The organism is Spirosoma koreense, assembly GCF_054777875.1.
In genome coordinates this window covers 1,965,581-1,980,424 of record NZ_BAAHAC010000022.1, presented here as the reverse complement: position 1 = coordinate 1,980,424, position 14,844 = coordinate 1,965,581, and the positions used below count along the sequence as shown (strand labels likewise).

Here is a 14,844-nt window from a genome sequence, read left to right as displayed (position 1 = left end):
ACACTACCTTCCGTTCACCTTATGCCACTGCCTGGGCCAGCAACTGTCGGGCAATGGGGAGCAGCGTTTCCTGTACGGGATAGACACGATTGCTTTCCAACATAAAGGTTGCCGGATTGGGTAACGATCGATTTCGGCGTATCAGATCGAGCTTAATGTTCTCGAAGGTATTCACCAGACTTTTCCGCACAACTTCTACAAACCGCAGCTTCACTAGCCGCCCGCCCGGTTCCTGTTCCGAATAAAGCGTCAGGTGGAAATAATAAACCTGAGTTTCGGATTGGTTCGTGGCATGGATCAATAAATAGCCTTCTTCGGGTCGGAGTGGCAGCATACCCACGGGCGACAGGGTCAACGAGCGGGCAATATCGGCCCACCGGTGCTGTCCTTCGGTCAGCATGGTCTGAAAACGGGGCAGCGCAAACTCCATAATCGCATCGACTTCCGCCATAAACGAAGGCTCAGCCAGTTCCGATTGGTATTCAAGGCGGGGGGGTGGCCCGGTCACCCGCCTGATTCGTTTGGGAAAAGCCGCATTTAGCGTACCTTTGCCCCGCGAAAACCGAACACCAGCATTGTAGTGATCGCGTAGTTCGGGCAAATCGGGCCAGAGTTTGTATTCCGTAAAATTCTGCTGAACCGCCTGTAAATATGCCATCACGACATATTTCTGATATTCGGCGTCGAGCCAGTTCTGTGTAAACCAGTCAGGTTGTAACTTTTTCATAGCCCGGAAAAATCCATTTTAACCGTATATGATTTAGTTAAATTAGGCATTTGTCCGGAAACTTCCAAATTCTATTGAAGGGAATTATCCAATCTGCCGAAGGAAAAGGAGCTAAACCAGTCGGTGGCAGGGTGGCAGACGGAAGTCTGAAAATTTGACAGTCTGGCCGGAGTTGGCACAGAAATTGGCAGGTCAAAACCGTCGTGTATTATCAAACGCACAAACAGTTAATAACCTTAATCAACTCATTATCATGGTAGCAGAAACGGAAAGCGTTAAAGTGAACGTGAAACCGCTGGCCGACCGGGTGCTGGTAGAAGCCGCCCCGGCTGAAGAAAAAACCTCGTTCGGGATCATCATTCCCGATACGGCAAAGGAAAAACCCCAGCGTGGTACGGTCGTTGCCGTTGGCGCAGGTAAGAAAGATGAGCCGCTGACGGTTCAGGTGGGCGATACGGTGTTGTACGGTAAATATGCTGGCACAGAAATCACCGTCGATGGCAAAGAGTACCTCATTATGCGTGAATCAGACATTTTCGCAATCCTGTAAAATCAAGTGAAGAATGTAGACGGGGTCGCCCGTGCGGTGAAAAGTGAAGAATAGTTATTCTTCCCTGTCTTCACTCCTTATTCTTAACTCTTCATTTTTAATTCTTCATTCCAAGAAAAATGGCAAAGAAAATATTTTTCGATACCGAAGCTCGCGAGCGCATCAAAAAGGGTGTTGATACCCTGGCCGACGCGGTGAAAGTAACCCTTGGACCTAAAGGTCGGAACGTCATTCTCGACAAAAAATTCGGCTCGCCTGCCATCACCAAAGATGGTGTGACGGTGGCTAAAGAAATTGAACTGAAAGACGCCATGGAAAACATGGGCGCTCAGTTAGTAAAAGAAGTAGCATCGAAAACGGCTGACTCAGCCGGTGACGGTACGACCACGGCTACCGTGCTGGCGCAGGCGATCTACTCGATCGGCGCAAAAAACGTGGCCGCCGGCGCTAACCCGATGGACCTGAAACGGGGTATCGACAAAGCCGTTATCGCCGTTGTTACCAACCTGTCGCAGCAGTCGCAGACAATCGGTGACGACTTCGGTAAAATCGAACAGGTGGCTACCATCTCGGCTAACCACGACGAAGAAATCGGTAAGATGATTGCCGAAGCCATGAAGAAAGTAGGCAAAGAGGGTGTCATCACGGTTGAAGAAGCACGCGGTACCGAAACGGAAGTAAAAACCGTGGAAGGGATGCAGTTCGACCGCGGCTACCTGTCGCCCTACTTCGTAACGAACACCGAGAAAATGGAAGTAGAACTGGAGCGTCCGTTCATTCTGATCTCGGAGAAGAAAGTATCGTCGATGAAAGAGCTGCTGCCCGTGCTGGAGCAGGTTGCTCAAACCGGCCGGCCGTTGCTGATCATCGCAGAAGACGTCGATGGTGAAGCTTTGGCTACGCTGGTTGTTAACAAAATCCGGGGTGCGCTGAAAGTGGCCGCCGTGAAAGCCCCGGGCTTTGGCGATCGTCGGAAAGCCATGCTGGAAGACATCGCGATCCTGACGGGTGGTCAGGTGATCAGCGAAGAGCGCGGTTTCAAACTCGAAAACGCAACGATCGACTACCTGGGTCAGGCGGAAAAAATCCTGATCGACAAAGACAACACGACGGTTGTAAACGGCGTTGGTGCGAAAGATGACATCACGGGCCGCGTAAACCAGATCAAAGCCCAAATCGAAAACACGACGTCGGACTACGACCGCGAGAAATTGCAGGAGCGTCTGGCCAAACTGTCGGGTGGTGTGGCGATCCTCTACATCGGTGCCGCTACCGAAGTAGAAATGAAAGAGAAGAAAGACCGCGTCGACGATGCGCTGCACGCAACCCGCGCTGCCGTTGAAGAAGGTATCGTAACGGGTGGTGGTATTGCGCTGATCCGGGCGATCTCGGCGCTGGACAGTATTTCGGCCGGCAACGAAGACGAGAAAACGGGGGTTAACATCATCCGCGTCGCTCTGGAATCTCCGCTGCGTACGATCGTTGCCAACGCTGGTGGCGAAGGCTCAGTTATCGTAAATAAAGTAAAAGATGGTCAGGGTGGTTTCGGCTACAACGCGAAGAACGATACGTTCGAAGATCTGTTCGCAGCTGGTATCATCGACCCGAAAAAAGTAACCCGTCTGGCGCTGGAAAACGCAGCGTCGATCGCGGGTCTGCTGCTGACGACCGAATGTGTCATTGCCGACGAGCCTGAAGAAGCTCCGGCAGCGGGCGCTGGTCACGGTCACCCAGGTGGCATGGGCGGCATGATGTAATCTGAACCGGGATTGATCTGATCATAGTAGATTCTCCTAATTTTAAAAGCCTCCGGTCGAAAGATCGGAGGCTTTTTGATTTACTATTGACAGTGCTATAGTACATCCTTGATCACAACATACAAGTGACTTTTGATTATTATTTCGTCACAGGCACAAGGAGTAATAAAGCATCTATCGATTGTATACATGAACGACATTATTAATTCTCTATTCCCATCTAAAAGTATCCAGCAGACAATTTCATCTAAATTAATAAAAAGCTCTTATGAAAAAGGGTCTATAATCATCCAATCAGGTCGTATTAATAATGACCTTTTCTTCCTGGAAAAAGGTATAGCCAGAGGCTATTATTATGTTGGTAACGGCGACAATAACGAGAATGAGATAACTTCCTGGATTATAGCAGAGGGGAATTTTATCGCTGTTCCACACAGCTTTTTTGGCCGTAAGCCTTCCGTTGAAGTAGTCCATTTACTTGAGCGATCAAGTTTGTATTCCATCTCCTACGATGATTTGGAAGAACTCACTCGGAATAATCCAGAAGTCGCTATTGTGAAGAGCCGCCTGGTAGAACAGTATCTGGTTCACTATGAAGAACGGCTTCGTGCTTTACGATCAACTTCTGCAATTGACCGATTACTCTTCTTCGAAGAACATCATAAAGTTTTATTAAATAGAGTGCCTCAAAAATACATCGCATCTTTTCTGGGCATTACTCCACAGACACTAAGCAAACTACGTTCTGACCGAATTCGTAAAAACCAATAATAGCTATAATTTCAATTATGTATAAACACTAATTAATTTATATTAACTCATTATGTAGTCTACTTTCATTGCAGAGGAGACATAACCGTCTTAACTTTGGGACAAGGTACAATGTTGAAACAACAAACAATATGTTAAAAGATGAAAAATAAAGCCCAAACTCTATCCCACCGAGAGCAATTTACTTATTCATCTATTTGCTAGTAGCCACCTGCTTTTATTCATATTTTTTTAACATAATTAAATCCCAAACCCAAATGAAACATATTATTTCAAACTATTTAATTTTCGCTATCTTATTATTGTTTGTATCAGCTTGCAAGCAAGATAAGGATTTCATGATTCGGTCTAATGTTAACTCTGCTAATAGTATACCTGCTCATTTAAACTTTGTAGGTAGGACCCTAGTAACTACTAACAATACAATAGTACGTGGCGGTGTAGCTGATGATCATCAGCTTAATGGTTTGAGGACTTTGATAAATAATAAAGATATGTCATTTGTACTCACCACATTGAAACAAAATCTCCAAGGAGATATAACTAACGAGTCAGAAGTACCTTATGCCATAGTCTTATATCACACAGGTTCAGCTAATAATATATTACTTGATCAAATCAAAGGAGTTAGTTTCCTGTTCCAGAACGGGCTTGAACATTACCACAAGATTTATTCAATAACCCAGCAAACAACTTTTGAAGACAAACGCTTTTCAGCATATTATCCAGAGGGTTTCTCATCTAAAAGCATAGATCTAATTGGAAGAATTATTTTCGATAGTAAAATAAGCTATACTTTTATAGGCAACATAACACCCAAAACCTACTTCAGTTCCAACCTCCTATTTGCTAATAAAATAAAACCACAACTTGCACCGAGCTTGGATGTGCAGGTAATGAATTACTCACTTGATTTATTACGATCTCCAAGTGGCACCCTAGAAACACAAAGCACATGTGATCCAGGGACATGTGGTATGAATGCCAGTGATGCTCATTGCGCTTTGATTGACAATGACCCAACTGATCCAAGTAAAGGTAGCTCTTGGGTCTGCCTAAGTGATTGCAGTATTGGCTCAGCAAATAGCCAAATAAAAGTCGCTAATGCTCGCAAGAGTGCAGCGTCAACAATTGAGAGTCTAGAAATTAAACCCGCCTATAACTTTAGAGATAATTTTCTGTTGAAGAGACAGATGGGAAGGTATTATGTGGATGCCTACTATCGCGTAGGGCGGATTGCTTTAGGAATGGGTATGATGAGAATGGAAAATTTAAATAAGCACCTTCAATTATTTAAATTGGCTTATCAAGCGGCATCTATTCTTCAAAATGGCAAGGATAAAGAAGTTGTTGTAAGTAAGGAGTTTAGAGATCAAGCTATATCAATGATCAATGATTACAAAAAAGTTGCTCCAAATAACAAAGATTATCAAAGTGTATTAAATCAGCTTTCAAAAGATATCATATTTTACTATGAAAAACCTCGAAATCAAGTATTATCAACTTTCAAATGATTAGTAATAACAATATATCCAAAAGTCAATTGCTTATTGCTTTATGTAATATAGCTGGCTTTTGGATATATATCTTAAGTAATTGTATCATTTTGTTTCTTTTAAACATAAGTAAAATATCCTATATACCTGCTCAACCTATGGGCACTATCTGCCGCGTCATAACAGACTCTAACATATACTCGTTTGAGTACAATAAAATACTCATTATTTATGTACTAATAAAGATAACTTTTTTTTTAAGTACAATTTACTTTGTAAATATTTATAAGTCAAAGTTGATACACTATTTTATTTATTATCAATTTATAGGTGAAAGTATTTATTTGATCCTGTATCCATTCATCATTATTTTAAATGGTTCTTTTTTAAAGATATATTTTTTCGCGTCCTATCCATTTTTTTTATACAGTTTGTCTCACAATATATCTGAGATATATTTTTTTTTATCTTGGGTATGTTTTTGTTTGTTTTTAACTTATAGAATAGGCTATCTGTATATAAAACCTTTTCTCATAACTCTCTTCTTCAGTTTAGTTTCAATGATAGTGTTTATTGAATTTGTTTATGCTATTCAAAATTTTAATTAAAATCTACAATGTCATATACAATAAACAGATTGATAGGTTTGTTTTAATTTTGCTAATAATCTCTACACAAGTTTAATTTAAATATTTGCTCATTAAGTTTTATGAATGATTCGTTTGATAAGATTTACAAATGTCTTGACTGGTATTTTTTTCTTTTTTCAACAAAAGTATTTTTATGCTGGTGTATTGGATTTTTACTGTGGGTATATACCTATGTTAAGATTATTCAAAATGCTAAACGTCATGGGAAGGTAGAAATTCCCACATTAATAATACCATTAAATATAGCTTGGGAATTTGCTTGGAGTATCACTCTAATAGGACCTCTTGGCATACTTCATAAAATTGGATCTTCAATTTGGCTTATACTCGACATATATATTGCTTATTGTTCGTTAAAGCTCTTTTTAAAAAATCATTCTTATAGTTTTTTAAAAAAATACAGTTTCAAATATTTTCTCTTATTATTGGTAGGTTTGCTATTTGTTTGGATGATGAGAGTTTATTGTAATGATGATTTAGGACTTTTATCTGGATATACTCTAAATCTATTAATGTCAGTTTTGTACATAAGTCAATTATATATTTCTAAATACAAATGCGCTTCAGTTAAGTCTAAGGCAATATCATGGGCTAAAGCATTTGGTACTTTGTCTATGTCGCTGGGTATTTACTTATATTATAATGGCATAAATTTCATCTTGTTTGTATTCTGTATTTCTACACTGATACTCGATTTATGGTACATCCTGTTAATTTATTTATCTGATAACATAGAGACAAATGAAAGTATTTTGGCAGATTCGTTAAAATCTCCAGATGTTATACTGCAATTAGTAAAACAACCAGATACTAAATAAATTTCCCTAAATACGCTTGTTTAAGCGTGCTTTTCTCACTTGTTTACTCTTATATGAGAACATATTTAATAATAAGATAAAGACTCGATTATAAATTATATTTTTGAGCGTCACACCATTTATTTTATTTTGCAATGGCACACAAACTACCAGATTATACCCTATTTTTTGCATGGTCAATTTTCGGAATATTTATATCATATATCTGGGGATATTTCTCCCTCAGAAAGATAACGTATTCTTTATTAGGAGCCTTATTTTCTCTCCTCTCATATTATATAGCAATACAGCTAATACGGACTTTTAGCCCAACTATTATCCGATTTATTAAAGAGTCCTTCCTGAGTAACAGTCTAGTATTTGTTCTGTTCACAGGATTGTGGCTAGTTGCTTGCAAATCCTCATCTGACACTCTTGTCAATCCATCCTTGCCCAATCTAACTTCTAAAATCTGGTTGTTCGATCAGGCATCTGCTGTTGGTGGGGGCTATCAACTGGATTTTCAGCGGGGTAAATCTGACGATCCGTCCGGGCTCGCTACTGTGCGGGTTAAATTCAATGATGACGGCACAGTTAGTGGTATGGACAATACTGGAAGCCCAATCCAAAACGGAAGCTGGAAATTGCTTGATAACGGCAAAAAAATAACGATTTCGGGTACCAAAGTTTTCGGTATAGACGGCACATCGACCATTGATCAGCTAGACACAGCTACGCTTATGGTATCGAACGTACTTAACGTACCCCAAGTTGGCATTATTACCATCAAAGGGACGCTGGTTCATGAATAGCGGTGGCCGGAGCGGCCTAAAACAATTTCGGCAAATGTATGCTACCTGGTTGCTGGGATTGTTGCTGCCCGGAGCGAGTTTAGCACAGACCATAATCATTTCGGGTAAACTAATAGACCGGGCTACTGAAGAGTCCCTTCCTGACGCTACGGTATCTGTTCGAGAACGATCTATTCACATCCTTACCGATAAAGAAGGTTATTTCGCTTTTACGCTGAATAGTGCCTCGTCCGACTCGATCACGATCCACATAAACTATGTCGGGTATCGTCCTTGTTCGTTACGAATAGCTGCGGCCAATGCGAATCTCCTTATAAGTTTAGAGAGCGGTTCTGTTGATCTTCAGGAAGTCAACATTATAGGTAGTAAAATTGAATTACTGAAAGCTAATCAGGCAATCAGCAGCTATAGTATCGGCCCTGATGCGCTAAATAAATTACCTGCTATTGGTGAGAAAGATGCCTTTCGGTCTTTTCAGTTATTACCTGGTATAAGTGCATCGAACCAGTCGTCGGCAGGGTTATATATCCGGGGCAGTACGCCAGACCAGAATCTGGTCCTGTACGATGGGATTCCAATCTATTATGTTGATCATCTGCACGGTTTTTTTAGTGCCTTCAACCCAGGCACGATCAAGCAGATTGAGCTCAGCAAAGGAGGGTACTCGGCGTTGTATGGTGGCAGAGTGTCAGGGTTGGTTGATATAAGCGTTCGAGACGGCAATAAAAAACATTTCAATGCGGAAGCGTCAATAGGTTTATTGAGCGTGAGCGGCTTAGTGGAAGGTCCTATTTCCCGGAAGTCAACCTTTTTAGTAGCCGCTCGTCGTTCCTGGCAAAGTCCGCTGTTTACTAAATTATTTGGTTCGGTATATGATGCAAACCGAGTACAGCAAAATGGCTTCCTGAATCAATTTAGCAGTTCATACTCTTTGCAGGCTTCTTTCTACGACCTAAATGCGAAATTCAGCTACCAGGCCAATTCAACCAACCGCCTGTCAGTCAGCTTTTACACGGGCAAAGATTACACAAACAACACAAGTATCAGTGATATACCCGTATTTGGTGGGGTCAGTGTCATTAACGCCGATTCGATTCATTGGGGCAATACAGGTGCTAGCGTTCAATGGGCGACTAAAATCAGCAAAACCACATCGCTGAACACCGTTCTAAGCCGTTCATACTATTTCAGCCGGAGAAACAACGGCCTCCAGACCAGCCTCGCCTTGCAGGAGGGAGGCTTTACCAGCGTAAAGTATGGAACACTGGAAGATAACCGATTAACTGAATCCAGTGTGAATTCGGCAGTCAGGTTAAGAACTGAGCGGAATAACACAATAGACATAGGTCTGGCGATTAGTTGTCTATCTATAAATTTTAGTTACCGGCAAAACGATACAGTTACTGTTTTGAACCAGGCGAACGCAGGGTTGATTTCTAGTGTATTTGTACAACAGGAAAGCCATCTCTTTAATCAGAAAACGCAGGTAACAGCGGGTTTTCGATTGTCGTATTATGGTCCAGGCCGACGAGTTTATCCAGAACCCCGGTTAACCATGATCCATACCCATAGTCGTTCGGTCAAAGTCAAAGCCAGTTCCGGACTGTTCAATCAGTTTGCCAAACAGGTCGATCGGGACGATGTATCGAGTCGGGGGTTTTGGGTACTGTCGGGTTCTACAGCGATTAAACCTACCTCGGCCTAGCACAGTGTTGCTGGCCTGACTTTCGAGAAAGAGGGATTCCTTTTCGACATTGAATCCTATCACAAACTTCTCTGGAACGATACTCGATTTTCATTAGTAAATGTATCACAAACTCTACTCAAGCAAACAACAGAGGCCACTTTCTACACGGGCACCAGCTACATCAGCGGTGTAGACGTGCTGATTCAGAAAAAAGTGGGTATGCTAACAGGATGGCTTGGTTATTCGTTGGCTTACGCTCACAAACGTGTACCCGACTTTGTCAATTATACATTTCCAGCCAATACTGATGTTCGTCATGAGTTAAAAGCAACTGGCTTACTGACACTGAATCGCTGGAGTTTTTCGTTGTCATGGCTATTTGCCACTGGCCGACCGTATACCGCGATCACAGGTAGTTACGCACTCACTTATCCCGACGGCACGTCGCAATACTACCCGCAGACGACCAACTACAATCAAAGACGTTACCCGTCATTTCACCGACTGGATTTCTTAGCTTCCTACCTATTTAAACACGGCAGCCTAAACGGCTCACTGTTTAACCTGTATGACCGGACAAACGTCTGGTATTATAAATATGCTATGCTTAATAAGGTGGATAAACAGAATACGGTTACGGAAAGCAGTTTGCTGACCACTCAACTAAATTATCTGGGATTTACGCCCAGCATTTCCATTTCTGTGAAGCTCCGATAAGATGCAATCATCATTGAAAATTCTGGCTTTGGTGTTACTTATTGGCTTAAGCTACCACTGCAGGCCAGTGATTACAGACCCCGCAAGCCATGCTTCTGTGGTGGTTGAAGCCTATTTGTACCCAGGTAAGCCAGTACGCGTTAAGCTAAAGAAAGCCGTTTCCTATGATAGTAATAAAAATAATGAAGAACCTCTCGACGGTTTAACTCTCACTTTCTCTAACCAGCAACACGCGCAATTGATGAAATCAGTGGGCACTGGCACTTACACCTTGACCGAACCGTTTCTAATTAAAACAGGAGAGTCTTATACACTTAATTTTACGTATGCTGACCAACTGATAGCCGCTGAAACCACTATACCAGAAGCGCCTGAAAAGTTTTCCCAGAGTGTTGATAGTGTTCTTTTGAAACCCATTACGATAACGGACAAACTAGGGGATCAGTTGACAAACAATACCTCGATTCGATTAAGCTGGTCAAACCCGAATAACGCGTATTACTACGTAGCTGTATATAACGTGGAAAAGCATCCAGTGCCTATAGTTACGGCGCCGACTGGCCAAAACATCAACCCTTTCGTTTTTAGTAGTAAGCCCACTATGACCAATACAATTGAGATCAATATGGCTCAATTTCAATATTTTGGGCTTCACCAACTTATCTTATTTCGTGTCAATGCCGATTATGCAAAACTTTACAATAGCGGATTTTCAAACCAGTCATCCTTAGTGAACATACCAACTTCATCCGTACATAACGGTTTAGGTCTATTCACTGGACTTAGTTCTGATACGTTGCTTTTTAGAGTTGTTCGTAAATGAGTTCTTGTAGTTAACGCATCGCGATAACGCAGATGTTATTGCCTATTCCCCGTTGTTAAGTCCACCAGAAATAGTATTGATACAGAGGACTTTCTAATTGCTCTCATGCTTGGGAGAATTTTTGTTGCATGACTGTTCGATAAATTGCATCAATAGCCTTCCAAACTACCCTTGTCGACCCATTCAGAAATGGCGAAAACGATCTTTCACCTTTATCAGGACGGCTCACTTGATGAGTTAAGAGAAACGAGCTATGATCCTGAGGATTATTGCAACGACTGCTAAGTGATTATCCAAAGCTTCTGGCAGGCGATCAACTAAATAGCCTTAAACCACGTAGCTGGGTACTGGTTTCGAGAGAGTCCGGAATCCCTGATACTGAGGTTGCATCCATCTGTTAACCGAGTTACACTGGACACTTCTTTAGTTCCCTTTTGCTCCGTAGCCCAACGCCACTACCAACAACAGCAACACGACAAAACCCAAAGCCACGGAGAGCGAGAACTGATTGGCAATAAACCCCAGCAAAGCCGGACCGGCCAGCAAGCCCGAATAGCCGATCGTCGTAATGGCCGATATACTCACCGTTGGAGCTATACCCGTCAATCTGCCTGCTGCGCTGAAGAATATTGGAACGATATTGGCGACTCCCAAACCCAGCAGTATAAATCCGGCCAGTGCTCCAGCTACCCAGGGGCTTAGGATAGCCAAGATTAGTCCTGCGGCTCCCAGCAAACTTCCCCCCACCACGACCGTTTTCCCATTCAGGCGAGCCACCAGTTTATCGCCCACCAACCGCATTACGGCCATCGCGACCGAAAAAGCGGCATAACCAGCTCCCGACAACTCTGCCTCCATGCCTTTGATATCCCGTAGAAAGATAGCACTCCAGTCGAGGATGGCTCCTTCTGCCAGAAATACAGCAAAGCACATCAGGCCCAGAAAAAGAACACTGCCACGCAACCACCCAAAGCGTCGCTTTCCCGGCGTTGGCTCTTCATTTACCGGAGAGAACCGGGAAACAATCTGCCGCTCGACATCGGCCGGAAACAAGTGCCGGTATTGGGTTAGCATGATTAGGATCATCAGCGTAGCAATACTGACAATCGCATAGACCGGATTGAGTCCCAGCTTGATCAGAAAGCCTAAGCCCAGGGAACCGAACAATCCGCCCACGCTAAAGAGGCCATGCAACGACGACATAATGGGGCTTGCGTACAGGTTCTGCACTTGTACTCCATGCGCGTTCATCGCTACGTCTACGGCACCAACGCCCGCGCCGAACAGGAACAGCGTTATGGCCATGGCCGCGGTAGAAGGAAGAATAAGCAGCAGGGGCAGCGCCAGCGCCATGACCAGCACCGCACTGGCCATAATGATACGGCTACCGAAACGACTCACCAGCCACCCCGAAGTAGGCATCATCAGCATGGCTCCGGCGCCCAGCATCAGCAGCAGTAAGCCCAGGTTGGCATCGTTTAAGGCCAGGCGGTCTTTGGCATAAGGAACCATCGGAGCCCAGCTGGCCATGCCAAGACCGCAGACCAGAAAAATCAACTGGGTGGCCTTACGAGCCTTTAACACGTGTGCCGTCGGTATGGCTATATCCATGAGGTAGCTGGATCAATTAGGGTCTCCAGCACTAAATGTATAAAAAAGTGAGTAGTTCGCTCTGATGATACAACGCAAAAATCAGACCTCCGCCAGCAATCCCTGCGCAATCAGAAAATAGACACCAATGCCGATCAGGTCATTCGCCGTGGTGATAAACGGCCCGGAAGCTACTGCCGGGTTGACGCCTATCCGATTGAGTACCAGCGGGGTTACGGTGCCCATAAATGAAGCCAGCAGAACCACCGAAAGCAGCGAAATCGCGACGACGAAAAACAGCCGCGGCTCGCCGATAATAAACGTGTAAACCCCCGCAATCAGCCCGACTACCAATCCATTGATGATCGCGACGAGCAGCGTCCGGAGCAGTCGTTTGGCCATCGTCATGCTCAGCCCGGAGGTGTCGGTCAGGCTTTGCAAAATCAATGAAGAGGTCTGGATGCCAACGTTGCCCCCCGTCGACCCGATGATCGGAATGAAAGCGGCCAGAGCTGCTACTTTCCCCAGCTCGCTCTGAAACCCATTGATCACGGTGGCAGCCAGCAAACTTCCAATCGCGCCCGCTACCAGCCAGGGCAACTGCACTTTCGAGCGTTTCCAGATGCTGTCGTCTTCTTCGGCTTCCCCCGATAAACCTGAAATCACCTGAATATCTTCTTCGGCCTGTTCGGTAATGACGTCCACGACGTCGTCGATAGTGATCCGTCCCAGAAGCCGCTGTTGCACGTTTACGACCGGGATGGCGTCCAGGTCATATTTCTGCATCACCTCGGCCACTTCGGTAACGGGGCGGTACGTCTCTACAAAGACCACGTCTTCATCGTATATGTCGGCGATTTTGGCGTTTTTGCGCGCCAGTACGATTTTCTTCAGCGATACCAGCCCGAGCAGTTTTCCCACATCATCGACCACATAAACGGCGTAGACATTCTCGACATCTTCGGCCTGCTGCCGGATTTCTTCGATGCAGGCATTTACCGTCAGGTTAACGTTGATGCGGATCAGCTCCTTCTGCATCAAACTCCCCGCCACGCCGTCTTCGTAGTGCAGCAGATCCAGAATAAACCGCGCCTGTTCACGGTCTTCGAGCAGGCCGATTACTTCTTCGCGCACCTGAATGGGTTGCTGATTCAGCAAATCCACGGCATCGTCGGAATCCATCTGGTTGATAAATGGAGCGAGTTCTTCCGAGGTGAACAGCTTGAGCAGATTCGTCCGCTCCGTCGGATCGATGTTCGCCAGGATTTCGGCCCCGACGGATTTGTCCAGCAGGCTCAGCAGGTAGTGAGCCGACTCGGGCTCCAGTTCATCCAGAATCCCCGAAATATCGGCCGGAAACAGTTCTTCCATGGCCGTCCTGAGCCGGCTTTCGTCACCCGCTTCGATGGCCGCCTGGATGTAATCGAGGTATTCTTTTGTTAGTTCGAACGTCATCTTTTAATGGATAATGTAAAACGAAGACGGGATAATGGTTTAGCGATGCGGCTCATTATTCATTCTTCATCATTCATTACTCATTAACCTTGTCAGTTCTATAAAGTCGGCCACGCTTAGTTGTTCGGCCCGTTTGTCCATAAACGAACTGGCCAGAGCGGCTTCCGACGGATTCAGCGGCTTCAGCGCATTGCGCAGGGTTTTCCGGCGCTGATTGAACCCATGTTTAACAACCTGGGTAAACTTTCGCTGGTCACAGCCCAGATCGGTCTTGGCGTTTCGACGCAACGAAATCACACCCGAATGCACTTTGGGGGGTGGATTGAATACATCCGGTGGCACCGTGAATTCGTATTTAATGTCGTACCACGCCTGAAGCAGTACGCTCAAAATTCCGTAGTCTTTATTGCCTGGACCAGAGGCAACCCGTTGTGCCACTTCGCGCTGAAACATACCCACCACTTCGGGCACCCGCTCGCGCATGTCCAGCACTTTAAAAAGAATCTGCGTCGAGATGTTATACGGGAAATTACCGATGACGGCGAAAGGCGCTGTCGAATCCGGTTGTTTGGCGGGTAGCAGATCAGGCCGGATGTTCAGAAAATCGGCGGCCAGAATACGACCTTCCAGCGCCGGAAAATGGCCTTTCAGGTAATCGACCGACTCCCGATCGATCTCAATTACGTAGGTATCGAACCGATTGTCTGCCAGCAGGAACTGCGTGAGTACACCCATGCCCGGCCCGATTTCCAGAATCGATTTGTAGCCCCCTTGTCCGGTCAGCAGGTCGGCGATACGCTGGGCAATGCTCAGGTCTTTCAAAAAATGTTGACCGAGTTCTTTTTTCGGCTTGACGTGCATGATACGGTCGGGCGTTCAAGAGAAGTACGGCCGCAAAGGTATGGGCTCTCGGGTGAATATCAGCCACAACTATCACTATCGTTTACGGCCCTAAGATTATTTAACCAGGCATTTTGTTCAGTCGTTGCCTGATTTCGGTATAATCCGTGAG

Annotated in this window: 13 protein-coding genes; 9 read left to right on the top strand and 4 right to left on the bottom strand. The window is 44.7% G+C overall.

What is annotated here, in order from left to right; genetic code table 11:
- Positions 1-19: 19 nt before the first annotated feature.
- Positions 20-727: a hypothetical protein gene (locus ACYVC2_RS21650; RefSeq protein WP_461105632.1), complete on the bottom strand. Its 708-nt coding sequence runs from the start codon at positions 725-727 to the stop codon at positions 20-22.
- A gap of 253 nt (positions 728-980) precedes the next feature.
- Here ACYVC2_RS21650 and ACYVC2_RS21645 point away from each other — a divergent pair, with 253 nt between their 5' ends.
- From ACYVC2_RS21645 to ACYVC2_RS21605, 9 genes are all read left to right on the top strand, one after another.
- Positions 981-1,277 carry a co-chaperone GroES gene (locus ACYVC2_RS21645; RefSeq protein ID WP_012925587.1) on the top strand — a complete coding sequence of 99 codons (297 nt, stop codon included), beginning with the start codon at positions 981-983 and terminating at the stop codon, positions 1,275-1,277.
- Positions 1,278-1,396: 119 nt separating this feature from the next.
- Positions 1,397-3,034 (top strand): chaperonin GroEL, encoded by a 1,638-nt coding sequence (gene groL, locus ACYVC2_RS21640; protein WP_461105630.1) that lies wholly within the window; start codon positions 1,397-1,399, stop codon positions 3,032-3,034.
- A gap of 189 nt (positions 3,035-3,223) precedes the next feature.
- Positions 3,224-3,805 carry a Crp/Fnr family transcriptional regulator gene (locus ACYVC2_RS21635; protein WP_461105628.1) on the top strand — a complete coding sequence of 194 codons (582 nt, stop codon included), beginning with the start codon at positions 3,224-3,226 and terminating at the stop codon, positions 3,803-3,805.
- 257 nt (positions 3,806-4,062) lie between these two features.
- Positions 4,063-5,319, top strand: coding sequence for a hypothetical protein (locus ACYVC2_RS21630; RefSeq protein ID WP_461105626.1), 1,257 nt, complete (start codon positions 4,063-4,065; stop codon positions 5,317-5,319).
- Between the two features lie 691 nt (positions 5,320-6,010).
- Positions 6,011-6,769, top strand: a complete 759-nt coding sequence (locus ACYVC2_RS21625) for a transmembrane-type terpene cyclase (protein ID WP_461105624.1) — start codon at positions 6,011-6,013, stop codon at positions 6,767-6,769.
- A 134-nt stretch (positions 6,770-6,903) separates the two neighbouring features.
- Positions 6,904-7,560 carry a hypothetical protein gene (locus tag ACYVC2_RS21620; RefSeq protein ID WP_461105622.1) on the top strand — a complete coding sequence of 219 codons (657 nt, stop codon included), beginning with the start codon at positions 6,904-6,906 and terminating at the stop codon, positions 7,558-7,560.
- Between the two features lie 34 nt (positions 7,561-7,594).
- The gene (locus tag ACYVC2_RS21615; protein WP_461105620.1) at positions 7,595-9,265 is read left to right on the top strand and encodes a TonB-dependent receptor; all 1,671 of its coding nucleotides are present in this window, start codon (positions 7,595-7,597) and stop codon (positions 9,263-9,265) included.
- A gap of 177 nt (positions 9,266-9,442) precedes the next feature.
- The gene (locus tag ACYVC2_RS21610; RefSeq protein ID WP_461105618.1) at positions 9,443-9,964 is read left to right on the top strand and encodes a hypothetical protein; all 522 of its coding nucleotides are present in this window, start codon (positions 9,443-9,445) and stop codon (positions 9,962-9,964) included.
- Between the two features lies 1 nt (position 9,965).
- Positions 9,966-10,787 (top strand): DUF4249 domain-containing protein, encoded by an 822-nt coding sequence (locus tag ACYVC2_RS21605; protein ID WP_461105616.1) that lies wholly within the window; start codon positions 9,966-9,968, stop codon positions 10,785-10,787.
- Positions 10,788-11,210: 423 nt separating this feature from the next.
- Here the strand turns inward: ACYVC2_RS21605 and ACYVC2_RS21600 are convergent, their stop codons facing one another.
- The 3 genes from ACYVC2_RS21600 to rsmA all read right to left on the bottom strand — a co-directional run bounded on the left by ACYVC2_RS21600 (position 11,211) and on the right by rsmA (position 14,693).
- Positions 11,211-12,398 carry an MFS transporter gene (locus ACYVC2_RS21600; RefSeq protein ID WP_461105614.1) on the bottom strand — a complete coding sequence of 396 codons (1,188 nt, stop codon included), beginning with the start codon at positions 12,396-12,398 and terminating at the stop codon, positions 11,211-11,213.
- Positions 12,399-12,479: 81 nt separating this feature from the next.
- Entirely contained in the window at positions 12,480-13,832 is a 1,353-nt protein-coding gene (gene mgtE, locus ACYVC2_RS21595; RefSeq protein WP_461105612.1) for a magnesium transporter, read from the bottom strand.
- Between the two features lie 69 nt (positions 13,833-13,901).
- The gene (gene rsmA / locus ACYVC2_RS21590; protein WP_461105610.1) at positions 13,902-14,693 is read right to left on the bottom strand and encodes a 16S rRNA (adenine(1518)-N(6)/adenine(1519)-N(6))-dimethyltransferase RsmA; all 792 of its coding nucleotides are present in this window, start codon (positions 14,691-14,693) and stop codon (positions 13,902-13,904) included.
- Positions 14,694-14,844: the final 151 nt, after the last annotated feature.